The organism is Terribacillus halophilus, assembly GCF_900101385.1.
Classification (GTDB): Bacteria; Bacillota; Bacilli; order Bacillales; family Amphibacillaceae; genus Terribacillus; species Terribacillus halophilus.
The window spans coordinates 126,743-149,227 of record NZ_FMZB01000003.1 but is presented as its reverse complement, the minus strand read 5'-3'; the positions used below and the strand labels follow the sequence as shown (position 1 = coordinate 149,227).

At 46.7% G+C, this 22,485-nt stretch carries 20 protein-coding genes; all 20 read left to right on the top strand.

From position 1 onward, the window contains the following. The first annotated feature begins 88 nt into the window (after positions 1 to 88). The 20 genes from asd to rny all read left to right on the top strand — a co-directional run bounded on the left by asd (position 89) and on the right by rny (position 22,484). Positions 89 to 1,138 carry an aspartate-semialdehyde dehydrogenase gene (gene asd, locus BLQ53_RS06825; RefSeq protein WP_093726547.1) on the top strand — a complete coding sequence of 350 codons (1,050 nt, stop codon included), beginning with the start codon at positions 89 to 91 and terminating at the stop codon, positions 1,136 to 1,138. Positions 1,139 to 1,147: 9 nt separating this feature from the next. Further along, a complete protein-coding gene (dapG, locus tag BLQ53_RS06820) occupies positions 1,148 to 2,359 on the top strand; it encodes an aspartate kinase (protein ID WP_093726546.1) in 1,212 nt (403 codons plus the stop codon). A gap of 35 nt (positions 2,360 to 2,394) precedes the next feature. Beyond that, positions 2,395 to 3,258, top strand: coding sequence for a 4-hydroxy-tetrahydrodipicolinate synthase (gene dapA, locus BLQ53_RS06815; protein WP_093726545.1), 864 nt, complete (start codon positions 2,395 to 2,397; stop codon positions 3,256 to 3,258). A gap of 100 nt (positions 3,259 to 3,358) precedes the next feature. Next, positions 3,359 to 4,090, top strand: a complete 732-nt coding sequence (locus BLQ53_RS06810; protein ID WP_093726544.1) for a ClpP family protease — start codon at positions 3,359 to 3,361, stop codon at positions 4,088 to 4,090. After that, entirely contained in the window at positions 4,087 to 4,296 is a 210-nt protein-coding gene (locus BLQ53_RS06805) for a YlzJ-like family protein (RefSeq protein WP_093726543.1), read from the top strand. Before BLQ53_RS06810 ends, BLQ53_RS06805 begins: the two co-directional genes overlap by 4 nt. Positions 4,297 to 4,448: 152 nt before the next feature. Then, the gene (locus BLQ53_RS06800; protein ID WP_093726542.1) at positions 4,449 to 6,767 is read left to right on the top strand and encodes an FtsK/SpoIIIE family DNA translocase; all 2,319 of its coding nucleotides are present in this window, start codon (positions 4,449 to 4,451) and stop codon (positions 6,765 to 6,767) included. 220 nt (positions 6,768 to 6,987) lie between these two features. Continuing rightward, complete coding sequence (locus BLQ53_RS06795; RefSeq protein WP_425288287.1) at positions 6,988 to 8,058, top strand: BMP family lipoprotein; 1,071 nt, start codon at positions 6,988 to 6,990, stop codon at positions 8,056 to 8,058. 150 nt (positions 8,059 to 8,208) lie between these two features. After that, a complete protein-coding gene (locus tag BLQ53_RS06790) occupies positions 8,209 to 9,741 on the top strand; it encodes an ABC transporter ATP-binding protein (RefSeq protein WP_093726540.1) in 1,533 nt (510 codons plus the stop codon). Further along, a complete protein-coding gene (locus BLQ53_RS06785) occupies positions 9,741 to 10,784 on the top strand; it encodes an ABC transporter permease (protein WP_093726539.1) in 1,044 nt (347 codons plus the stop codon). The genes BLQ53_RS06790 and BLQ53_RS06785 overlap by 1 nt, the downstream gene beginning before the upstream one ends. A gap of 1 nt (position 10,785) precedes the next feature. After that, positions 10,786 to 11,739 (top strand): ABC transporter permease, encoded by a 954-nt coding sequence (locus BLQ53_RS06780; RefSeq protein WP_093726538.1) that lies wholly within the window; start codon positions 10,786 to 10,788, stop codon positions 11,737 to 11,739. A gap of 164 nt (positions 11,740 to 11,903) precedes the next feature. Continuing rightward, positions 11,904 to 13,190: an EF-P 5-aminopentanol modification-associated protein YfmF gene (yfmF, locus tag BLQ53_RS06775; protein WP_093726537.1), complete on the top strand. Its 1,287-nt coding sequence runs from the start codon at positions 11,904 to 11,906 to the stop codon at positions 13,188 to 13,190. Beyond that, entirely contained in the window at positions 13,183 to 14,472 is a 1,290-nt protein-coding gene (yfmH, locus tag BLQ53_RS06770) for an EF-P 5-aminopentanol modification-associated protein YfmH (protein ID WP_093726536.1), read from the top strand. Before yfmF ends, yfmH begins: the two co-directional genes overlap by 8 nt. A 2-nt stretch (positions 14,473 to 14,474) precedes the next feature. Then, positions 14,475 to 15,188: an elongation factor P 5-aminopentanone reductase gene (gene ymfI / locus BLQ53_RS06765; RefSeq protein ID WP_093726535.1), complete on the top strand. Its 714-nt coding sequence runs from the start codon at positions 14,475 to 14,477 to the stop codon at positions 15,186 to 15,188. 79 nt (positions 15,189 to 15,267) lie between these two features. After that, on the top strand, positions 15,268 to 15,528 hold the full coding sequence (locus tag BLQ53_RS06760) for a DUF3243 domain-containing protein (protein WP_093726534.1): 261 nt from the start codon (positions 15,268 to 15,270) through the stop codon (positions 15,526 to 15,528). Positions 15,529 to 15,686: 158 nt separating this feature from the next. Then, the gene (locus BLQ53_RS06755; RefSeq protein ID WP_093726533.1) at positions 15,687 to 16,442 is read left to right on the top strand and encodes a DUF3388 domain-containing protein; all 756 of its coding nucleotides are present in this window, start codon (positions 15,687 to 15,689) and stop codon (positions 16,440 to 16,442) included. Between the two features lie 29 nt (positions 16,443 to 16,471). Further along, positions 16,472 to 17,398: a RodZ domain-containing protein gene (locus tag BLQ53_RS06750; RefSeq protein ID WP_170829603.1), complete on the top strand. Its 927-nt coding sequence runs from the start codon at positions 16,472 to 16,474 to the stop codon at positions 17,396 to 17,398. A 75-nt stretch (positions 17,399 to 17,473) separates the two neighbouring features. After that, positions 17,474 to 18,052 carry a CDP-diacylglycerol--glycerol-3-phosphate 3-phosphatidyltransferase gene (gene pgsA / locus BLQ53_RS06745; protein WP_093726531.1) on the top strand — a complete coding sequence of 193 codons (579 nt, stop codon included), beginning with the start codon at positions 17,474 to 17,476 and terminating at the stop codon, positions 18,050 to 18,052. Between the two features lies 1 nt (position 18,053). Next, entirely contained in the window at positions 18,054 to 19,298 is a 1,245-nt protein-coding gene (locus tag BLQ53_RS06740) for a competence/damage-inducible protein A (RefSeq protein WP_093726530.1), read from the top strand. Between the two features lie 168 nt (positions 19,299 to 19,466). Beyond that, positions 19,467 to 20,510 (top strand): recombinase RecA, encoded by a 1,044-nt coding sequence (recA, locus tag BLQ53_RS06735; RefSeq protein WP_093726529.1) that lies wholly within the window; start codon positions 19,467 to 19,469, stop codon positions 20,508 to 20,510. Between the two features lie 411 nt (positions 20,511 to 20,921). Then, positions 20,922 to 22,484: a ribonuclease Y gene (gene rny, locus BLQ53_RS06730; RefSeq protein ID WP_093726528.1), complete on the top strand. Its 1,563-nt coding sequence runs from the start codon at positions 20,922 to 20,924 to the stop codon at positions 22,482 to 22,484. The last annotated feature ends 1 nt before the right edge of the window (position 22,485 follow it).

The window sequence follows — 22,485 nt, the reverse complement described above, 5'->3', positions numbered from 1 at the left end:
TGATAGAATAGTGCTAGCGTTAAATCAAAGCTAGTGTAACAACTATATAATACGTATCCATTCAGATAGACAGAGGAGAGGGTTTTTCATGACACAGCAAGGTTATCATATCGCAGTAGTAGGCGCGACAGGCGCTGTTGGGCAAAAGATGCTGGAGACTCTTGCAGAACGCGATTTTCCAATCGGCGAGCTATCCTTATTATCTTCCAAAAGATCCGCTGGACAGCAAATAGATTTCAAAGGCAAAAGCTATACTGTGAAGGAAGCCAAACCGGAGAGCTTTGAAGGTGTCGATATCGCACTGTTTTCTGCAGGTGGTTCCGTTTCTAAAGCATTGGCCCCGGAAGCAGTGAAGCGCGGCGCAGTAGTTGTCGATAATACGAGTGCATACCGTATGGATCCGAAAGTACCGCTCGTTGTACCGGAAGTGAATGAGGATGATCTAAAGCTTCATAACGGTATCATCGCTAACCCGAACTGTTCCACAATTCAGATGGTTGCAGCGCTGGAGCCACTGAAAGAAGCATACGGGCTTTCCCGTATCATCGTCTCTACTTACCAAGCTGTGTCCGGAGCCGGAGCGGTCGCAATCGATGAATTGAAAAACCAAGCGCAGCAATTCCTTAATGGAGAAGACATGGAGGCAAGCGTCCTTCCAGTGAAAGGCGATAAACGCCACTTCCCAGTAGCATTCAATGCGCTCCCGCAAATCGATGTGTTCCAAGATAATGGTTACACATATGAAGAAATGAAAATGATCAATGAAACGAAAAAAATCATGCATGCAGAAGACCTTCACGTTTCGGCTACTTGTGTACGATTGCCAGTCTTCACATCCCATGCCGAGAGTGTCTATGTCGAGCTCGGACAAAGCGGTCTGACTGTCAAGGACATTCAAGAGAAATTGGCAGCCGGAGAAGGAATTGTGCTGGAAGATGATCCAAGCACACAGACCTATCCGACTCCGCTTTCTGCCGCTGGCAAAAAAGAAGTATTCGTGGGAAGAGTGCGTAAGGATCTGGATCATAACAATGGATTCCATATGTGGATCGTATCCGATAACTTGTTGAAAGGTGCAGCGTGGAACAGTGTCCAAATCGCGGAACGCTTGATCCAACATAACTTGCTTACAGTCTGAGGTGTAAAAATGAAAGTGTTAGTCCAGAAATTCGGCGGAACGTCTGTAAGGGATAATCAGACGGAAGCCATTCAGCATATAGAGGCAGCCCTGCAGCTCGGGAATAAGGTAGTGGTCGTCGTATCGGCAATCGGGCGATATCCAGATCCATATGCAACCGACTCCTTGCTTGGACTCATCGGTGTGCCAGATGAGACGCATATTTCCAAACGGGAGAAGGACTTGCTGCTTTCCTGCGGCGAGGTCATCTCCTCCGTCGTCTTTTCCAATGCGCTTAATGCAAAAGGAATCCGAGCTGCCGCATTGACTGGGGCCCAGGCTGGTTTCATCACAAATGAAGAATTCACAGCTGCGAAAATCAAGGAAATGCGGGTCGATAGGATTTGGGAAGAGCTCAAGACGCATGATGTCATCGTTGTAGCCGGTTTCCAAGGTATGACGGAAGAAGGAGAGATCACGACCATTGGCCGGGGCGGCAGCGATACATCCGCAGCTGCTCTCGGTGCTGCTTTACAAGCGGAATTTGTCGACATATTCACGGATGTGGAAGGCATCATGACTGCCGATCCTCGCGTTGTCGAAGAAGCGCGTATGCTGGATGTCGTCACATATACGGAAATTTGCAATCTGGCATATCAAGGTGCAAAAGTGGTGCATCCGCGCGCTGTAGAGATCGCGATGCAGGCTAAAGTCCCGATGCGTGTGCGTTCAACCGGTTCTCTCTCAGAGGGAACGCTCGTCACATCATCCAGAGAGAGCTTTGCAGGTAAAGATATCCCAGACCGGTTGATTACCGGAATTGCACATCTTGCCGGCATCTCCCAAATCAAAATCGAAACCGATACGGATGCGTATAAAACACAGTCCAGTGTTTTCAAAGCGATGGCTGAGGCAAATATTTCGGTCGATTTTATCAATATTTCGCCAAATGGTGTCGTCTACACGATTGCTGCCGAACAGGTCATGCTTGCAGAGGGTATCCTTCAGGATCTTGGCCTGAAACCAAAGGTGATTAACAACTGTGCGAAGGTATCCCTTGTTGGTGCCGGTATGACAGGCATTCCCGGCGTGACGGCAAAAATTGTCCAAACATTGACCGATAAGGAAATCGACATCCTGCAATCAGCCGATAGCCACACGACCATTTGGGTATTGATTAATGAAAAAGATCTTGTAGCAGCAGTGAACGCGCTTCATGCGACATTCGAGCTTAGTCTATAAGGTCTGATAATTGTTGAAGACAGAGGGGTTTTACGATGAAATTCGGTAAAATTATTACAGCTATGGTAACGCCATTCGATAACGAGGGAAAAATTGATTTTGATGCAACTACTCGTTTGCTCGATTATTTGATCGAAAACGGGACAGACGCTGTCGTCGTAGCTGGCACGACCGGTGAATCGCCGACACTTTCCCACGAAGAAAAGATTGAGCTGTTCCGCCATGTGGTTAAAACAGTCGGCGGTCGGATTCCGATCATTGCTGGGACAGGAAGCAATAACACGCAGGACAGTATCGAGCTGACAAAAGAAGCAGAAGAAATCGGTGTCGATGCAGCCCTGATCGTTGCACCGTACTACAACAAGCCCAATCAGCGTGGTTTATTTGCGCATTTCGAAGCAGTGGCAAATAGCACGAAGCTGCCGATCATGCTTTATAATATTCCAGGGCGATCCGTTGTGAAAATCGAAGCGGATACAGTGATTGAGCTTTCAAAGATAGCAAACATTGTTTCTGTGAAGGATTCCACTGGAGATTTGAGCAGCATGACGAAGGTCATCGCAAATACGCCTGATGATTTCAGCCTGTATAGCGGTGATGATGATTTGTCCCTTCCGGTAGCTGCTATCGGCGGGGATGGCATCGTATCCGTTTCGTCCCATGTCATCGGCAATGAAATGCAGGCTATGCTGCAGGCATTTGAAACGGGTAATGTCGGAGAAGCTGCCCGTATCCATCAGCAAATTCTGCCGGTGATGCAAGGCATGTTCCAAGCACCAAGTCCTACCCCGGTGAAAGAAGCTTTGAATCAAAAAGGCGTCACGGCAGGCGGTGTCCGTTTGCCGCTTGTCGAACTGACCGAAGCAGAGAAAGAAAACATCAGCAAGCTCTTGAAATAAACGACGATAGAAGCAGGAGGGTAGCCTCCTGCTTTTTGTATATGTATGCCGCTCGGCTCGCTGTCCATACTAAAAACAAGTATGGAAAGGAGCTAGGAAAATGGCAAAGGAACGTAATGATAACCAAGAGAATGAAAACGAAGAATCCGGCGGGAAATCCATCCTCGAAAAAATTCAGCAGCTCGGACAGACATCGGTTGCCCAGGCACCTGACTCCCATGTCCACGTATTGTCCATCATCGGTCAGATAGAAGGGCATATGCAGCTGCCTCCGCAAAATAAAACGACGAAATATGAGCATGTCATCCCTCAATTGATTGCAATCGAACAGAATCCGAAGATAGAGGGATTGATAGTACTGATGAATACAGTCGGAGGAGATGTAGAAGCAGGACTTGCCATATCGGAGATGATTTCCTCACTTTCCAAGCCTTCTGTCTCCATCGTCCTTGGAGGGGGGCATTCGATCGGGGCACCAATCGCTGTGAGTACGGATTACAGTTTCATCGTACCGACTGCAACGATGACGATCCATCCGATCCGACTGACCGGACTTGTCATCGGTGTACCGCAAACCTTTGAATACTTGGATAAGATGCAGGATCGAGTCATCAGCTTCGTCACTTCCCATTCTTCGATTACAGAGGACAAATTCAAAGAGCTCATGTTTGCCAAAGGTAATCTGACACGTGACATTGGTACAAATGTCGTCGGGACCGATGCAGTTTCTTATGGGCTGATCCATGAAGTCGGCGGTGTGGAACATGCGATGAAGAAGCTGAATGAATTGATGGATCAGCGAAAAGCAGCCCAGAACGGGGAATTGCAATGATTTTGTATACACCGCTTGCAGCCGAGGATATCTTCCCCGCCGAGACGACGCAGTTTGATTCGCATCAAGTTATGCAATACAGGGGGAGGACGGTTCAGGCTGAGCATCTGGGTAACGGCATGTATCGTGTCCATCAGTTATTATCGACCGACCCAGCCGATTTCCTGGATGAAAACTGTGCCCCGGGGAAGTTATTCTCTTTATAAATGAATACGTATGTTCGTCTTTTTGCTTCCTGTGTTATACTGATTGGGATGGCAAATTGATGCAAGCTATAGAAAACCCTTGCCGTTGGCAGGGGTTTTCTTTACATCTAAAGAAGTACATAAGCAATGTAAAACAAGGAGATTAAGCTACAATGGCTAAACGAAAAACAAAAAAACGTCAAACCAAGTTCAAGCAAGTGATGAGCTATGAAGTAATCGGACTGTTATTGGTATTTCTCGCAGTGTTCGGCAGCGGCGCGGGAGCCATCAGTGATGGGGCCATACCGAATGCACTTGAGCATATATTCCGCTTCTTCTTCGGAAGCTGGTATTTCCTGCTTGCCGTATTTATGGGTGGGGTGGGCATCTACTTGATGGCACGATGCAAAAAACCGAATCTGCTTCATAAGAAGCTGATCGGGCTGTATCTTATCACTGCTGGTATCCTGCTGTTTACCCATATCCAAGCATTTGAGGACAAGCTGAGTCAAGTCGAGCAGCCCTCCATAATCAAAACGACTTGGAACTACTTTTTAGCATATATACAAGATACGATCGACCCAGCAGCTTTAGGAGGCGGGATGATAGGAGCTATCCTTTTCGCGTTGAGTTATTATCTGCTGTCAGCGACAGGAGCCAAGATCATCGCCTTCTTCCTTGTGGTCATCGGGATTCTGATTTTAAGCAATACATCCCTTTCTGTGGTCGTCCAAAAAATGGTCGATGCGGTGAAGAAAGGGGCAAGTGCATCTTCGGCTAAAATGAAAGACAAGCTTTCGGAGAACAAGGAGCGTAAAAAGACAGAACGTCCGCGAGAAAAGTCAAAACGTAAGCCAGTGTTGGCAGAGAAAGAAGAAGCAGCGGAAGCAGAACCGGTCCACGAAGAGCCGATCCACGAAGAGCCGATCATCCAGGACTTCACGAATATTGCTTACGCAGATCCGGAACCGGAAATCGTCGAGCCAAAACAAGAGTCACCGCCTAAAGAGACGGAAGCAGAACCAGCGGATGAGAAAGAGGCATTGCCTGCCTCTGAGCTGGAAAACAGGGATTATCAGCTGCCTGGCATCTCATTGCTGAAACAGCCGAAGAAAAACAGCCAGAAACAGGAACGCTCCCAAATCCAGGCCGTCGCACGCAAGCTCGAGCAGACATTCCAGAGCTTTGGCGTCAAGGCTAAAGTAAGCAAGGTACATGTCGGTCCAGCCGTGACGAAGTATGAAGTTTATCCGGATACCGGGGTGAAGGTGAGCAAGATTGTAAATCTCCACGATGATCTGGCCCTTGCCCTGGCAGCCAAAGATATCCGAATCGAAGCACCGATACCAGGAAAATCAGCAGTCGGTATCGAGGTGCCGAATAAGGAAGTCGCAAGCGTATCTTTGCGGGAGGTGCTCGATAATAATCAGATGAAGGCTGGTTCCAAGCTGAGCTTCGCGCTTGGCCGTGACATTTCCGGAGAGTCAGTCGTGGCCGAATTGAACAAAATGCCCCATCTGCTTGTGGCAGGTGCTACCGGAAGCGGTAAAAGTGTGTGCATCAACGGCATCATCACAAGCATCCTCATGCAGGCAAAACCACATGAAGTCAAGATGATGATGATCGATCCGAAAAAAGTGGAGCTGAATGTGTATAACGGTATTCCGCATCTGCTGACGCCTGTTGTGACAGATCCGAAAAAAGCGTCCAGAGCCTTGAAAAAAGTTGTGGCCGAAATGGAACGACGATACGATCTGTTCTCCGATTCCGGTACGAGAAATATCGAAGGTTACAATGCCTATATCAAAAAGCAAAATGAACAAAGTGAAGAAGAGCAGCCATTCCTGCCATTCATTGTCGTATTAGTCGATGAGCTAGCCGACTTGATGATGGTTGCTTCCAGTGAAGTGGAGGATGCCATCACCAGACTGGCACAGATGGCACGTGCTGCAGGGATCCATTTGATCATCGCCACGCAGCGTCCTTCTGTCGATGTCATTACCGGGGTCATCAAGGCAAACATCCCATCCCGGATTGCCTTTAGCGTAAGCTCCCAGATCGATTCCCGGACGATCCTCGACAGCGGGGGGGCCGAGAAGCTGCTCGGACGCGGGGATATGCTGTTCGTTCCAGTCGGCACTTCCAAGCCGACTCGAATCCAAGGCGCTTTTCTCTCGGATGAAGAAGTGGAGAAAGTTGTCAATCATTGTATCCAGCAGCAGAAAGCACAATATCAGACCGATATGATTCCCGAGGAAGAACAGGATGTACAATCGGAAGTCGAGGATGAATTATATCATGACGCCGTCTTCCTCGTGACGGATATGCAGAGTGCCAGCGTATCCATGCTGCAGCGCAGGTTCCGCATCGGCTATACAAGGGCAGCCCGTTTGATAGATGCAATGGAAGAACGCGGTGTCGTAGGACCTTATGAAGGAAGCAAGCCGCGGCAAGTGCTAGTATCGAAATCGGCAGAGGACAAACTTTCGTAGGACACAATGGACAAGTGGAGCGCCAAAAGCTAGTTGAATCACCCCAAATAATTCGAAAATATTCGTGTTTTTTGTAAAATAAGTATTTATTTTCTGTAAAAAAGATGTTATATTATGTTCGAGTGAAGCAAATGTAGTAATTATGACCTAATAATCTACTAATTATGTATCATGCTTCAACTTAGCTATCAATCTATATTTGGGGGTTTCTATCTTGAAAATGCGTCGTTATGCAGTACTTTTAGGTTTGATCCTTGTTGTCGGCGTCGTGCTTAGTGCATGCGGATCAGGCAGCAGCTCAGGGCAAGGCGGAAGCGGTGACAGCTTCAAAACAGCAATGGTTACCGATACTGGCGGTATCGATGATAAATCATTCAACCAATCCGCTTGGGAAGGTCTAACAAAGTTCGGTGAAGACAATGACCTAAAAGAGAAAGAAGGCTATGATTACCTCCAATCAAACAGTGCATCTGATTATGCAGGAAACCTGAATCGCCTTGTGCAATCCAACACGGATCTGATTTTTGGAGTCGGATTCAAACTTGCAGAGGATATTGGTAAGGTTGCTGATCAGAACAAAGAAACGCATTTTGCCATTATTGACTCCGTCGTAGAAAAAGATAATGTAGCAAGCATCGTGTTCGAAGAGCAGCAAGGCTCTTTCCTTGCAGGTGTAGCTGCTGCGACCAAGTCCGACTCCGGTAAAATCGGCTTCGTTGGTGGAGAAGAAAGTGAATTGATCAAGAAGTTTGAAGCAGGATACGTAGCTGGTGCGAAATCAGTCAATAAAGATATCGAAGTGGATGTACAGTACGCTGGATCTTTCGGTGCACCTGATAAGGGTAAATTGATTGCATCCAACATGTACAACTCCGGCGTGGATGTTATCTATCATTCTGCCGGCGGTACAGGTAATGGTGTTTTCGCCCAAGCGAAAGATTTGAAAAACAATAATCCAGAAGGAAACTACTGGGTAATCGGTGTTGACCGTGACCAGTATGATGAAGGCCAAATCGGAGACAACAACGTGACATTGACAAGCATGCTGAAAGCTGTTGATGTTGCCGTGGCTAGAGTAGCTCAGGACTCCAAAGACGGCGAATTCCCTGGTGGAGAAATCGTATCATTCGGTTTGAAAGATGATGGAATCGGTATTGCAGAAACAAACACAGAAGCATACACAGACGATATCAAATCAGCTGTAGATGAATGGAAGCAAAAGATCATCGATGGTGATGTAACTGCTCCGGGTACGGCTGACGAACTGAAAGCATATGTAGATTCTCTATAAGAAAACAGAAAGGCTAGAGTACGCACTCTAGCCTTTTATAAAAATCATCAACTGAAGCGTCTATTAACCAGACAATTCCCCGCTTCAATTGACGATTTTTTTTTGAACGAAATCAAAGAAAGTTCGTAATTCCGATAAGGAGTGTAAAATATGGAGAATTATGTAATTGAAATGCTGAACATTCGCAAAGAATTTCCCGGAATTGTCGCCAATGACAACATCACGCTTCAAGTGAAAAAAGGAGAAATCCATGCGCTGCTGGGAGAAAATGGCGCCGGTAAATCCACCTTGATGAACGTCTTATTCGGCCTTTATCAGCCCGACAAGGGAGAAATCCGCGTCGACGGTAAGAAAGTGGAAATCAATGACCCGAATGTTGCCAATAAACTGGGTATCGGGATGGTGCACCAGCACTTCATGCTGATTGATACGTTCACGGTCGCCCAAAATATCGTTCTTGGCAGCGAGCCGAAAAAAGGGCTGAAGATCGATATGAAAAAAGCGGTCCGGGAAGTCCAGGAACTATCTGACCGCTACGGCTTGCAAGTGGATGCCACTGCGAAAATCAGTGATATATCCGTAGGCATGCAGCAGCGGGTGGAAATTCTGAAAACTTTGTACCGCGGAGCGAATGTCGTCATCCTGGATGAACCGACGGCTGTATTAACGCCTCAGGAAATCAAGGAATTGATCGTCATTTTGCAGACATTGATCAAAGAAGGTAAATCCATCATTTTGATCACCCATAAATTAAAAGAAATCATGGAAGTTTGTGACCGCTGTACTGTCATCCGGAAAGGGCAGGGTATCGGCACTGTTGAAATATCTGAAACAAACCCAAATGAGCTGGCTTCCTTGATGGTAGGCCGTGAGATTCGCTTTTCCACGGAAAAACAACCTGCTGCGCCTAAAGAAACGATTCTTGCCATCGAAGGCCTGACTGTTCAGGATTCCCGTCATGTTGACATGGTAAAAGATCTGAATCTGGATATCCGTGCAGGTGAAATTGTCGGAATTGCCGGAGTAGATGGAAATGGGCAAACAGAATTAATTGAGGCAATTACCGGACTTCGAAAGAAATCGGCTGGAAAAGTGATGCTGAAAAACCAGGATATAACCAGTATGCCTGTCCGCGCCATAACGGAAAGCGGCGTGGGTCATATACCGCAGGATCGTCACAAGCTGGGTTTGGTGCTTGATTTCTCCGTCGGGGAAAACATCGTCCTGCAGACGTATTACCAAAAGCCTTACGCAAAAGGCGGTATTCTTTCTTTCAAACGGATTTATGACAAAGCGAAAGCATTGATCGAAGAGTATGATGTGCGCACACCAAGTCACCTGACGAAAGCTCGCGCTTTATCCGGCGGGAATCAGCAAAAGGCGATCATCGGTCGTGAGATTGATCGCAATCCGGATTTATTGATTGCAGCTCAGCCCACACGGGGACTTGATGTAGGTGCAATCGAATTCATTCATAAGCGGTTGATCGAACAGCGTGATCAAGGAAAAGCTGTCCTGCTTGTCTCCTTCGAATTAGATGAGATTTTGAATGTGAGTGATCGTATTGCTGTCATGTTCGATGGGAAAATCATTGCAACAGTAAATCCGAAAGAAACGAATGAACAAGAGCTTGGATTATTGATGGCAGGTTCGAAGATTGAGAAAGAAGGGGCGCAAAACTAATGTTTTCCAGCACAAAGTTTAATTTCATCATACCAATCATTTCGGTCTTGCTTGGTTTGGCTGCCGGCGCAATCATCATGCTTATTTTCGGTTATAATCCGATTCTCGGTTATCAGGCATTATGGAATGGAGTCTTCGACAGCCCATTCTTCATGTCCGAAACAGTCAACCGTATCACGCCTTATATCCTGACTGGTTTGGCAATCGCTTTTGCTTTTCGTACCGGATTGTTCAATATCGGTGCAGAAGGACAGGTACTAGTCGGCTGGGTTGCAGCTGTCTGGGTAGGTACCGCAGTGGATGCACCTGCTTTTATCCATCTGCCGCTCGCCCTTCTTGCAGCAGCAGCAGCAGGAGCACTTTGGGCGTTTGTCCCGGGAATCCTGAAGGCAAAACTTGGAGTCCATGAAGTTATCGTCAGCATCATGATGAACTATATTGCACTTCATGTAACGAATTATCTGATCCGTTTCGTGCTGACAGACAATCAGGAAACGACGGAGCCAGTCAAACAGAGCGCTTCACTTACCAATGATTTTCTGATTGGTTTAACGGGATCGCGACTGCACCTTGGCTTCATCGTAGCTTTATTGATGGTGCTTGTCATGTGGATCATCCTGGAGCGCACAAAGCTGGGTTATGAACTTAAAGCTGTAGGGTATAACCAGCATGCGTCCAATTATGCGGGGATGAAAGTAGGAAGAAACATTGTCGTTTCCATGCTGATTTCAGGGCTTTTCGCTGGGCTTGCGGGTGCAATGCAAGGGCTTGGCAGCTTTGGTAATGCCTTCACGAATACAGCATTCTCCAACCTTGGTTTTGATGGTATCGCTGTAGCACTTCTAGGTGGAAACAATCCGTTCGGTGTTGTGCTGTCAGCCAGCTTGTTTGGGTTCCTGAAAGTGGGATCGCTCAATATGTCCTCAGCTGGTGTGCCGAATGAAATCATCGAAATCGTCATTGCATTGATCATTCTATTTGTTGCTTCGGGTTTCATTATTCGCTGGGCGCTGTTGCAATTGAAAAAAGGGGAGAAAAAATAAAATGCTGGATATCCTATATTCCATTATTCCGCAAATGCTGTTCTTTGCCGCTCCTCTTATTTTCACCGCATTAGGCGGTGTATATAGTGAGCGTTCAGGTGTCATCAATATCGGTCTTGAGGGTCTCATGGTCATCGGGGCTTTTTCATCGGTGACGTTCAACCTGCTTTATGCTGATGTTTTAGGTGATGCAACGCCATGGTATTCCTTGCTGGTAGCCATCATCGCAGGTATGCTTTTCTCGTTGATTCACGCTGTCGCTACGATCACTTTCCGTGCCGACCAGACGGTGACAGGGGTAGCAATCAACATGCTGGCGCTTGGATTTGGTGTGTTCATGATCAAGCAAATCTTTGGAAAAGGTCAAACAGATTTCATCTCGCAGCCGATTTATTCGACAGATGTGCCATTCTTGGTAGATATTCCGGTTATCGGTAAAATGTTCTTCAATAATATGTACATCACGTCATACATTGCAATCGTCCTATCGTTTGTTGCCTGGTATGTACTTTATAAGACGCCTTTCGGATTGCGCATTCGTGCAGTCGGGGAACACCCGATGGCTGCCGATACGAATGGTATCAAAGTATATACGACAAGGTATATCGGCGTTATCATCTCTGGGGCTCTTGCCGGCCTCGGCGGTGCCGTATTCGCCATGACAATCTCCTTGAACTTCTCTGTCTCCACAATTGCTGGTCAGGGATTCATGGCAATTGCGGCGGTCATTTTCGGCAAGTGGAATCCGCTTGGTGCAATGGGGGCAGCTTTGTTCTTCGGTTTTGCCCAATCATTGAGCGTCGTCGGATCATCCATTCCATTGCTTGAAAATGTACCGCAAGTATACTTGCTGATTGCACCTTATGTACTGACCATCCTTGCTTTGGCGGGATTCATCGGCCGTTCCGTTGCACCGAAGGCAAGCGGCGTTCCATACGTGAAAGGAAGCCGATAAGACGAAAGACCCGACGCGTAACATAGTGTCGGGCCTTTTTGTGCAATCTGATTCTTTTACTTCTAGTCGATTTTTCATTAATATGGTAATCATAGCGAGGATTGTCGGATATATATAAGCAAAACTAGAGAAGCTATACATAACAGAAGTCAGGGAGGTTCCTTATGAAAATCGCAGATGAACAAATCATCACAGGTAAAGGTGCTACGCTGCATATTATACCAACAAAGAAATACAAGACAATCAGCATTGCTGTGAAGCTCCAGGCACCACTTGAGCGAAAGACGATAACGGCAAGGGCTTTGCTTCCGTATGTGCTGCAGCAGGGTACTGCCAATCTTCCGGATGCACGCGCATTACGTATCAAACTCGATGATTTATATGGTGCCATTTTGTCCATATCAGGAACGAAGAAAGGCGAAAAGCATATCATTACGCTCCGTCTGGACGTAGCGAATGAGAATTATCTGAGCGATCGGGCTCCATTATTCGAAAAAGCAGTTGATTTACTGCGCGAAATTTTATTCGAGCCCAAAGTGGAGGATGGCGCCTTTACACAATCGATCGTAACACGTGAAATGCAAACCTTGAGACAAAAGATGACAGCGTTGAAAGACGATAAGATGAGCTATGCAAATATGCGGCTTATCGATGAGATGTGCAAAGGCGAATCATACAGCCTGCATGTACACGGATATGAAGAAGACTTGGAAGCAATGGACGGTCAAAAGCTGTTCGCCTATTATAAGCAGCTGCTGAAGCAGGATAAGATGGATATTTACATTTTAGGCGATGTGGAAAAAGAGCTTGCTGAAAAGGCAGTCCGACCATTCCTGGAACGGGACGTTACGCCAATGGAAGAAAAAGCAGCCGCTGTTCATCCATTGGCTGAAGATGTCAAGGAAATAGTGGAGACACAGGATGTTCAGCAAGCGAAACTTCATTTAGGATATCGTACGAATATTCGATATGATGACTCTGATTACGCAGCGCTCCAGGTATTCAATGGACTATTCGGCGGCTTCCCGAGTTCAAAACTGTTCCGGAATGTCAGGGAAAAACACAGCCTGGCCTATTATGCAGCTTCACGATTTGAAAGCCATAAAGGCCTATTATTCGTCTTTTCGGGAATCGATCCGAAAGACTACCATAAAGCGAAAGAAATCATCGATGCACAGCTTGCCGCCATGCAAGCAGGGGATTTCGAGGCTAATGAAGTCGGGGAAGTGAAGGATCTCATCGTCAGCCAAATCCTGGAGACGATCGACAACCCGGCAGGGCATATCGAAACACTGTACCAGCAAGTTGTGGGTCACAAAAACATACCTATCGAGAAAATGCTGGAAGCAATCAGACAGGTTACAAAAGAAGGCGTCCTGCAAGTGGCAGAAAAAGTCCAGCTGGATACCGTATACCTGCTGACGAATAAGGAGGCCGAAAAGGATGCATAAGAAGCACTATGAACAACTTCAAGAATCAATATACGCAGAAACGCTGCCGAACGGCCTGAAGGTATTCTTGCAGCCGAAATCGGAAATGGCAAAAACGTATGCGATATTTTCCACTAATTACGGGTCGATCGATCAGACTTTTGTTCCGCTGGACGGAAAGGAAAAAATCACTGTACCGGAAGGGATTGCGCATTTTCTGGAACATAAGCTTTTCGAAAAGGAAGATCGGGATGTGTTCCAGGATTTCACGAAGCAAGGTGCATCAGCAAATGCATTCACATCCTTCACGCAGACGGCTTATTTGTTTTCTGCAACTTCCAATATCGAAGAGAATGTGAGGACATTGCTTGACTTCGTCCAAGATCCTTATTTCTCGGATAAATCGGTGGAAAAGGAAAAAGGAATCATCGCCCAGGAAATCCGTATGTATGATGATCAGCCTGACTGGCGCTCTTTCTTTGGTACTATCCAAAGCCTGTTCCAGTCGCACCCTGTAAGAATCGATATCGCTGGGACAGTGGAATCGATTCAAGAAATCACGAAGGAAGATCTTTATACTTGCTATAACACGTTCTACCACCCTTCGAATATGACGTTATTCGTTACAGGCAACATCGATCAAGAGAAGATGATGGACCTCATCCGGGCCAACCAAGACGGAAAGACATTTGCTCCGCCTGCCGAGATAGAACGCTTTTTCCCGAAAGAGCCAGAAACCGTAGCGGAAAAGAAAAAGATAGTGCGTATGCCGGTAAGTGTGGCGAAGTGCATGATCGGCATCAAAGAAAAAACGGATTATGCATCGCCGGAAGCATATCTCAAACAAGAGCTGCTGACAGATATGATGTTGGATTATTATTTCTCTAAGAGCGGGGTCAATTATGAGGAATTATATAAAGAAGACCTGATAGATGACAGTTTCAGTTTTGAAACCAGTCTGGAGAAGAACTTTGGTTTCTCCATCATCGGGGGCAATACGAAAGAGCCAGATCGATTCGCCGATACTGTCAAAGGAATGCTGCATCGGATGAAAGATCATACTGTAACGGAAGCAGAAATGGAACGAATGAAGAAAAAAACGATCGGTCAGATACTGAGAGCGATGAACAGCTTGGAATTCGTCTCCAATCGATTCATTCAATACCATCTTGCCGGGGTTGATTTATTCGAAATCGTACCAGCGATCGAGAAATTGACGGCGGAAGATGCGAATGATTTTCTGAAAGAATGGTTCAGCGAAGATCGACTGTCCGTCTGCCAGATCCTGCCGCAGGAGGCATGACCATGAGCAAAGTCATTTTCATCACGGGCGCAAGCGGGGCTATCGGCTCTGCTTGCGCCCGTCAGCTTGCCAGTGAAGGTCATCAGCTATTGCTTCATTACAACCAGAATGAACAGGCGATGCAGGCGCTATGCCGCGAGATACCAGAGAGTGTGCTCGGGACGATCCAGGCGGATTTGACAACAGTGCAAGGCCTGTCGAAGCTGATAGATTTTTTGTCTTTCCCGATCGATCATTTGGTCTACGCTGGCGGTATGGCACATTACGGCATGTTCCAGGATATGACGGATCAAGAGATGGACGATTTGCTCAGCGTACATGTAAAAGCTCCCTGGCGCATCAGTCAGCACGTCCTGCCATCGATGCTCTCCCGTCGGGATGGAGCGATTGTCATCATTTCTTCCATTTGGGGAGAAAGGGGCGCGAGCTTCGAAGTTGCTTATTCCAGTGTCAAAGCCGCTCAAATCGGTTTCGTCAAAGGATTGGCCAAGGAAGTTGGAACAAGCGGCGTACGCGTCAATGCTGTGAGTCCCGGCGCCATCGATACCGACATGAACAGCCAGCTTTCCCATAAAGAGAGGAACCAAATTACAGATGATATACCGATGGACCGGTTTGGGAAGGCAAGCGAGGTGGCCGATGCTGTCCGTTACCTGCTAAGTGATAATGCTTCTTATGTGAATGGACATGTACTGGGAGTCAATGGCGGCTGGTAAAATTAAGTTATATTTTTGTGTATAAGGAACCTCCTTCTGTCAAAAGCTAAACTGCAAGCTAATGAAGGAGGAAGATACCATGTCAGTTCTTGATAATTTTGATTCTTGGAAAGATTTCCTGGGTGATCGCCTGCATCAGGCGCAAGACAAAGGGATGGAGAATAATACTGTCTCTGGAATTGCATATGAGATCGGTGATTATCTGGCGACGAAAGTGGATGCAAAGAACACGGAAGAAAAAATCCTTCGTGATCTATGGACTGTCGCGTCCAAGGATGAGAAGCAAGCTATCGCCAACATAATGGTTAAGCTTGTCCAAGACAATGGCCATACTCGCTAATAGGTAAGCCAACTTCATTGAAACCTGCTTCTAAACAGAAGCAGGTTTTCTTTATAGTTATTCTACAGCCTGTTATGGCTTTTCTAATCTACTATTTTCCTTTATAGTAAGAATAGGTTTCGTTATCAGACGCTATTTTCCTGTAAAGGGGCTTTTCTATGGAAACGTTGGAATGGTATTTGGAATATGAGATCCAGCATGACCGGCCAGGTTTACTTGGGGACATCTCTTCCCTGCTCGGTATGTTATCCATCAACATCAAGACGATAAATGGGGTGGAGAACCAACGGCGCGGGATGCTGCTTTCAGCTGAAAAAGAGCTGCAGATCATCCGTCTCCATTCCATTTTGCGGACGATGGAACATGTACATATCACAAAGTCCAGGGAACCGAAGCTTCGCGACCGGCTTGCTGTGCGGCACGGCAGATATATACACCGGGATGTGGACGATAAGAAGACATTCCGATTTGTCCGTAGTGAAATCGGCCTACTTGTCGATTTCATGGCAGAATTGTTTAAACAGGAAGGTTCCAAGGTAATAGGAATACGTGGGATGCCTCGTGTCGGGAAAACAGAATCGATCGTCGCTGCCAGTGTCAGTGCCAATAAACGCTGGCTATTCGTCTCCAGCACCCTTTTAAAGCAAACTGCAAGGAACCAGCTGCTGCAGGATGAATACAATGAGGACAACCTCTTCATCATCGATGGCATCGTTTCGACCAGCCGTTCGAGTGAGCGTCATTGGGAGCTTGTACGCGAAGTGATGCGGCTCCCTGTAGCAAAGGTAATCGAGCATCCGGATATATTCGTCCGGGATACGGAGTTTACATTGGATGATTTCGATTATATTATTGAACTTCGGAATCATGATGAGGAACAGATCATATATGAACCCGAATTCAGACAGATTTAAGCAATTTTTAAAGATGGATGGTGGTATTAATGGACATTGGTGCAAAGCTCCGGGAGGCAAGAGAATCCAAGGGAATGACTTTGGAAGATGTACAACAGCGCACCAAAATTCAAAAGCGTTATTTGAAAGCGATTGAAGAGAATAATCACAGTGTGATGCCTGGAGAATTCTACACACGTGCATTTATCAAAGAATATGCGCAAACAGTAGGGCTTGATCCGGATGAGGTGCTCGAGCCTAAGAATCAGCAGCCGCAGGAAACAGCTGCAGCTCCTGTACAAGATGAGCGTGATGCGTCTTCCCGTCAGGAACGCAGTCGTGTCCAGGAAAATGACAGACCTCCCCGCCGGGAGCGCAAAGGCATTCCTTATTTGTCTTCGATCATTATCGGATTGCTTGTATTGGCGGCTATTGTTGTTGTCATTTTCATCTATGCAAGAGGTACCGATGACAATACGGATAACAATTCTGCCCAAAACCAGCAGAATGAAGATCAGGTGACATCACCTGAAACTGATCAATCGACAGAGCAGGAACCTGATGCTGGTCAGTCTGCTGATTCCGAGGAACAAACTGATGATGCGGCTGAAGAAGAGCAATCACAGGAGGAAGAAGAACAGGCAGAACCTTCGCTATCTGTTGATGAAGAAGGTACCGCCAGCAATCCCGTAACAACGTATACACTGGAGGATGCTGGTGATGAAGTGACATTGACGCTTGCTGCTGAAGATGGCGATGCTTGGCTGCAAGTAGGCGATGGCAATAATGCTGGAAATGTATACACTGGTACGATTTCTGCCGGCAGCGAGCCTGTGGAGCAGGACGTAAGTGATTTGGAAACAGTGTCCATCAAGACGGGTTTTGCCAGCGCGACTAAACTGGAAATCAACGGTCAGGAACTGACTTTCCCGATCGATAATGATGTGCAGACCATCACGGTCAATATCAAAAAATAATGGTGTGAGTTAAACCCTTTACGTCTCTGGAAAGGGTTTAACTTTTGTTTGACCATACATACACAGGAGGCAGACATGAATATACCTAATAGAATTACATTATCCCGAATTTTTCTGATTCCGATCTTCATCATCCTGCTGGCAGTCCCATTCGACTGGGGGACAATCGATATCGGCGAGAACTCCCTGCCGGTCAATCATCTGGCGGGGGCGATTCTCTTCATCATCGCATCTTGTACTGACTGGGTGGATGGCTATTATGCCCGCAAGCATAATCTCGTGACGAATCTTGGTAAATTCCTGGATCCGCTCGCGGATAAGCTACTTGTTTCAGCTGCGCTCATTTTATTGGTACAATTAGATTTAGCGCCGGCTTGGATCACGATCATCATCATCAGTCGTGAATTTGCTGTTACAGGATTGCGCCTGGTTGCAGCGGGAGAAGGTCTCGTTTTGGCAGCAGGTAAAATGGGTAAGCAGAAAACGGCCGTCCAGATTGTTGCCATCAGTGCATTATTGCTGCATAATTGGCCGTTTTCTTATCTTGGTTTCCCATTCGCCACGATTTGCCTTTATCTTGCACTGATCCTGACAATCGTGTCCGGAGTCGACTACTTTGTAAGAAACTGGAGTGTCATGAAGGAGTCGAAATAATATGAAGCAAATCAATGCAGAAGTGATAGCTGTAGGAACCGAAATCCTCATCGGACAAATCAATAATACGAACGCCCAATGGATTTCCAAACAACTGGCTGATCACGGAATCAATGTGTTTTATCATCACGTAGTGGGCGATAATCTTGGAAGAGTCAGAACGTCCTTTGAAAAAGCGCAGCGGCATGCGGATTTGGTCCTCGTGACCGGAGGGCTGGGGCCAACGGAAGATGACCTGACCAGGGAAGCCTTTCAGCTTGTGTCTGGCCTGGAAATCCATGAAGACAAAGGTTCCATGGACCGCATCAAAGAATTCTTCATCAAGCGGGGCCGCACGATGTCAGAGAACAACCATAAACAAGCCCGAGTGTTTGAAGGAGCAAAAGTGCTGGAAAACACAGTCGGAATGGCGCCGGGTATGCTTGTCGAACATGATGGAACAGTCTGGGCGTTCATGCCGGGTGTGCCTCGTGAAATGAAACAGATCATGTCTGATCATGTCATGCCTTACGTACGTGAGAAATTTCAGCTTCAATCCGTTTTACAGTCCCGCTTGCTTCACTTCATCGGCATCGGGGAATCACAGCTGGAAACCGACCTGCTTGATTTGATTCAAGTACAGCAAAATCCGACGATTGCGACGTATGCCTCTGAAGGAGAGGTTGCTGTGCGGCTTACAGCCCGTGCAGAAACAAAGGAAGAAGCAGACCGATTGATAGATGTCGTGGAAAAAGAAGTGATGGATCGCGTCGGCCAATACTTCTATGGGTATGACGAGACCTCTGTACAGCAGCAAGTTTTCGAATTGCTCAAGCAACGGCAGTTCACATTGGCTGGTGCCGAAAGCCTGACCGGCGGATTGTTCGCGGACGCACTCGTTTCCTTGAGCGGAGCATCTGAAGTATTTCTTGGCAGCTTCGTTGCGTATTCACCCCAAGTGAAACAGAAAGTACTTGGTGTGAAGGAAGAAACGATCCAGAACCAGGGCACTGTCAGTGAACAATGCGCCATTGAGATGGCGGAGAATGCTGTCCGTCTGACCGGTGCCGATATCGGTATCAGTTTCACTGGCGTTGCCGGTCCGGATGGTTCGGAGGGGAAAGAGCCTGGAACTGTCTTCATCAGTCTTCATGAAAAAGGCAAACAAACACGTACAACCGAGCTGTCGATTCGGAGTTCGCGTCAAGGCGTGCGGGCGCAGGCGGTGAAGAAGGGCTTTGATTTGCTCTTCCATTACTTGAAATGATATTTTAAGCATCGTTAAAAGCGGATAAATGTTCTTTTTGCCTGGGGAACTGTCATTTTGGACATGTTCTGTAGAAATAAAAAAAGGGAACATTTATTCGCTTTTTGCTTGTTATATCTCAAAAAACAAGTTAAAATAGATATAGATAATCCAAAGGAGGAAACACATTTGAGTGAACGTAAACAAGCCCTTGATATGGCTTTGAGACAGATAGAGAAGCAATTCGGTAAAGGTTCGATCATGAAACTCGGCGAAAGAGCGGAACAGAAGGTCTCTACCGTATCCAGCGGCTCCCTTGCCCTTGATATCGCACTTGGTGTCGGCGGATATCCGAAAGGCCGTGTCATCGAGATTTATGGTCCGGAATCATCAGGTAAGACAACTGTTGCCCTGCACGCGATTGCAGAAGCGCAGCGCAACGGCGGACAAGCGGCCTTCATCGATGCAGAACACGCATTGGATCCCGTTTATGCAGAGAAGCTGGGTGTCAACATTGATGAACTTTTGCTTTCCCAGCCGGATACGGGGGAACAAGCATTGGAAATCGCCGAGGCGCTGGTGCGCAGCGGAGCAGTTGATATCGTGGTTGTCGACTCTGTTGCCGCCCTTGTACCAAAAGCAGAGATTGAAGGGGAGATGGGTGATTCCCACGTCGGTTTACAGGCACGTTTGATGTCCCAGGCACTTCGTAAACTATCCGGTGCAATCAACAAGTCCAAGACGACTGCCATCTTCATCAACCAGATTCGTGAAAAAGTCGGTGTCATGTTCGGTAACCCGGAAACGACACCAGGCGGACGCGCGTTGAAATTCTATTCCTCTGTCCGTTTGGAAGTACGCCGTGCCGAAACATTGAAGCAAGGAAATGACATGGTCGGTAACAAAACGAGAATCAAAGTGGTGAAAAACAAAGTGGCGCCGCCTTTCAAACAAGCGGAAGTTGATATCATGTACGGAGAAGGGATCTCTAGGGAAGGGGAACTCATCGATATCGCGAGCGACTTGGATATCGTTCAGAAAAGCGGAGCTTGGTATTCCTATAATGAGGAACGTCTCGGTCAAGGCCGTGAAAATGCGAAGCAATTCCTGAAAGAAAACCCGGAACTATCCACTACAATTCAGATGTCTGTACGTGAGCATTATAATCTGGATGCAGATAAGAAGCTTCCGGAAGAATCACAGGCAGAAGAACAAGAAACACTGGATATGTAGAAAAGAGCATAGAACAAAAGTAATGTAGCTTATTAAAAACCGAACTTCAGGGCAAATCAGATTAGATTTCACCTTGAAGTTCGGTTTATTTAAATTAGAAGTATTCATTCAAAAGCATTTTTCATGATAAGCGCAGTATTCTGCCGGATTGATTCCTCCATCGCTCGGACTTCTAAATTGTTCGTACTTAGAAAGTGAAAATCAGATTTTGTCTCAATCCCTTTTTATAGAGGGCAATCTGCTAGTACTTTCCATGTTTCCTTGACAACATGCGAACACAGGATTAAAATTAACTTGTATAATTTTATTTCTTATTATACTTCTCTAAGGTTACCATAGTTTTTTTAATGAAAAACATTGTGCATGCCGACAGACATGTTTGTACAATTTCATAGCAGGGGAGGTGAAATCATGGATCTAATTTACCTGATCATCTCCATTTTGCTTGCTCTAATCGTCGGTGGTGTTGTTGGTTATCTTGTTCGCAAATCTATTGCTGAGAAAAAGATCTCCAGTGCGGAGGAATTGGCGAAGCAAATAGTAGAAGAAGGCCATCGCAATGCGGAAACGGCTAAGAAAGAAGCGCTTCTCGAAGCGAAGGATGAGAACTTCCAGCTGCGTCAGCAGACGGAGCAGGAATTACGTGAGCGACGTCTCGAACTGCAGAAGCAGGAGAATCGTCTGATGCAGAAAGAAGAAAATCTGGACCGTAAAAGCGATACGCTTGATAAGCGTGAAATTACGTTAGAGAAAAAGGAACAATCATTAGCTGAAAAACAACAACAAATTGAAGAATTGGAAAGCAAAGTGGAAGTCTTGGTGAAAGAACAGCAGCTCGAATTGGAGCGGATTTCTGGCTATACGTCCGATGAAGCGCGTCAAATCGTGCTGGACAAAGTCGAGCAGGAAGTTGCCTTCGATGCAGCTGTCATGATCAAAGATGCGGAACATCGTGCCAAGGAAGAGGCCGATAAGAAAGCGAAGAGCATTCTTTCCCTTGCACTTCAACGCTGTGCAGCCGATCATGTTGCGGAAACGACAGTATCAGTCGTGAACTTGCCGAATGACGAGATGAAAGGGCGCATTATCGGACGGGAAGGCCGTAACATTCGTACGTTAGAGACGCTTACGGGAATTGATCTAATAATTGATGATACACCAGAAGCGGTCATCTTGTCCGGTTTTGATCCTGTTCGTCGTGAAATCGCACGAATCGCTCTTGAAAAACTTGTCCAGGATGGACGCATTCACCCAGCCCGAATCGAGGAAATGGTGGAGAAATCCAGACGGGAAGTTGATGAGTACATTCGTGAGACAGGTGAAGAAACGACTTTCGAAGTCGGCGTACATGGCTTGCATCCGGATCTTGTGAAGATACTTGGAAGATTGAAGTATCGCACAAGTTACGGCCAAAACGTCCTGAAGCACTCTATAGAGGTCGCTTACTTGTCGGGATTGCTGGCAGCCGAGCTTGGCGAAGATGTTACCTTGGCCAAACGTGCGGGTCTTTTGCATGATATCGGTAAAGCGATCGACCACGAAGTCGAAGGCAGCCACGTTGAAATCGGGAAAGAACTCGCAATCAAATACAAAGAGCATCCAGTTGTCATCAATAGCATCGCTTCCCACCATGGCGATGAGGAAGCAACATCGATTATTGCAGTGCTTGTTGCTGCGGCCGATGCATTGTCCGCTGCTCGTCCGGGAGCAAGAAGCGAGACACTGGAGAACTATATCAAGCGTCTGGAGAAACTGGAGGAGATTTCAGAATCCTTCCAGGGCGTGGAGAAATCCTTCGCGATTCAGGCTGGACGTGAGATCCGTATCATGGTCAAACCGGATGAAATCAACGACTTGGAATCCGTCAAGGTCGCTCGTGATATCCGGAAACGCATTGAAAGCGAGCTGGATTACCCTGGCCACATCAAAGTCACGGTCATCCGGGAAACACGCGCAGTTGAATATGCTAAATAAG

Excerpts from the sequence above, each read along its gene's own strand:
- BLQ53_RS06810 (WP_093726544.1), top strand. The coding sequence starts at position 3,359 with ATGGCAAAGGAACGTAATGATAACCAAGAGAATGAAAACGAAGAATCC.
- BLQ53_RS06780 (WP_093726538.1), top strand. The coding sequence starts at position 10,786 with ATGCTGGATATCCTATATTCCATTATTCCGCAAATGCTGTTCTTTGCC.
- BLQ53_RS06805 (WP_093726543.1), top strand. The coding sequence starts at position 4,087 with ATGATTTTGTATACACCGCTTGCAGCCGAGGATATCTTCCCCGCCGAG.
- dapG (WP_093726546.1), top strand. The coding sequence starts at position 1,148 with ATGAAAGTGTTAGTCCAGAAATTCGGCGGAACGTCTGTAAGGGATAAT.
- BLQ53_RS06740 (WP_093726530.1), top strand. The coding sequence starts at position 18,054 with ATGAAGCAAATCAATGCAGAAGTGATAGCTGTAGGAACCGAAATCCTC.
- pgsA (WP_093726531.1), top strand. The coding sequence starts at position 17,474 with ATGAATATACCTAATAGAATTACATTATCCCGAATTTTTCTGATTCCG.
- dapA (WP_093726545.1), top strand. The coding sequence starts at position 2,395 with ATGAAATTCGGTAAAATTATTACAGCTATGGTAACGCCATTCGATAAC.
- yfmF (WP_093726537.1), top strand. The coding sequence starts at position 11,904 with ATGAAAATCGCAGATGAACAAATCATCACAGGTAAAGGTGCTACGCTG.
- rny (WP_093726528.1), top strand. The coding sequence starts at position 20,922 with ATGGATCTAATTTACCTGATCATCTCCATTTTGCTTGCTCTAATCGTC.
- yfmH (WP_093726536.1), top strand. The coding sequence starts at position 13,183 with ATGCATAAGAAGCACTATGAACAACTTCAAGAATCAATATACGCAGAA.
- BLQ53_RS06750 (WP_170829603.1), top strand. The coding sequence starts at position 16,472 with ATGGACATTGGTGCAAAGCTCCGGGAGGCAAGAGAATCCAAGGGAATG.
- asd (WP_093726547.1), top strand. The coding sequence starts at position 89 with ATGACACAGCAAGGTTATCATATCGCAGTAGTAGGCGCGACAGGCGCT.
- BLQ53_RS06755 (WP_093726533.1), top strand. The coding sequence starts at position 15,687 with ATGGAAACGTTGGAATGGTATTTGGAATATGAGATCCAGCATGACCGG.
- BLQ53_RS06760 (WP_093726534.1), top strand. The coding sequence starts at position 15,268 with ATGTCAGTTCTTGATAATTTTGATTCTTGGAAAGATTTCCTGGGTGAT.
- BLQ53_RS06795 (WP_425288287.1), top strand. The coding sequence starts at position 6,988 with ATGCGTCGTTATGCAGTACTTTTAGGTTTGATCCTTGTTGTCGGCGTC.
- BLQ53_RS06785 (WP_093726539.1), top strand. The coding sequence starts at position 9,741 with ATGTTTTCCAGCACAAAGTTTAATTTCATCATACCAATCATTTCGGTC.
- BLQ53_RS06800 (WP_093726542.1), top strand. The coding sequence starts at position 4,449 with ATGGCTAAACGAAAAACAAAAAAACGTCAAACCAAGTTCAAGCAAGTG.
- ymfI (WP_093726535.1), top strand. The coding sequence starts at position 14,475 with ATGAGCAAAGTCATTTTCATCACGGGCGCAAGCGGGGCTATCGGCTCT.
- BLQ53_RS06790 (WP_093726540.1), top strand. The coding sequence starts at position 8,209 with ATGGAGAATTATGTAATTGAAATGCTGAACATTCGCAAAGAATTTCCC.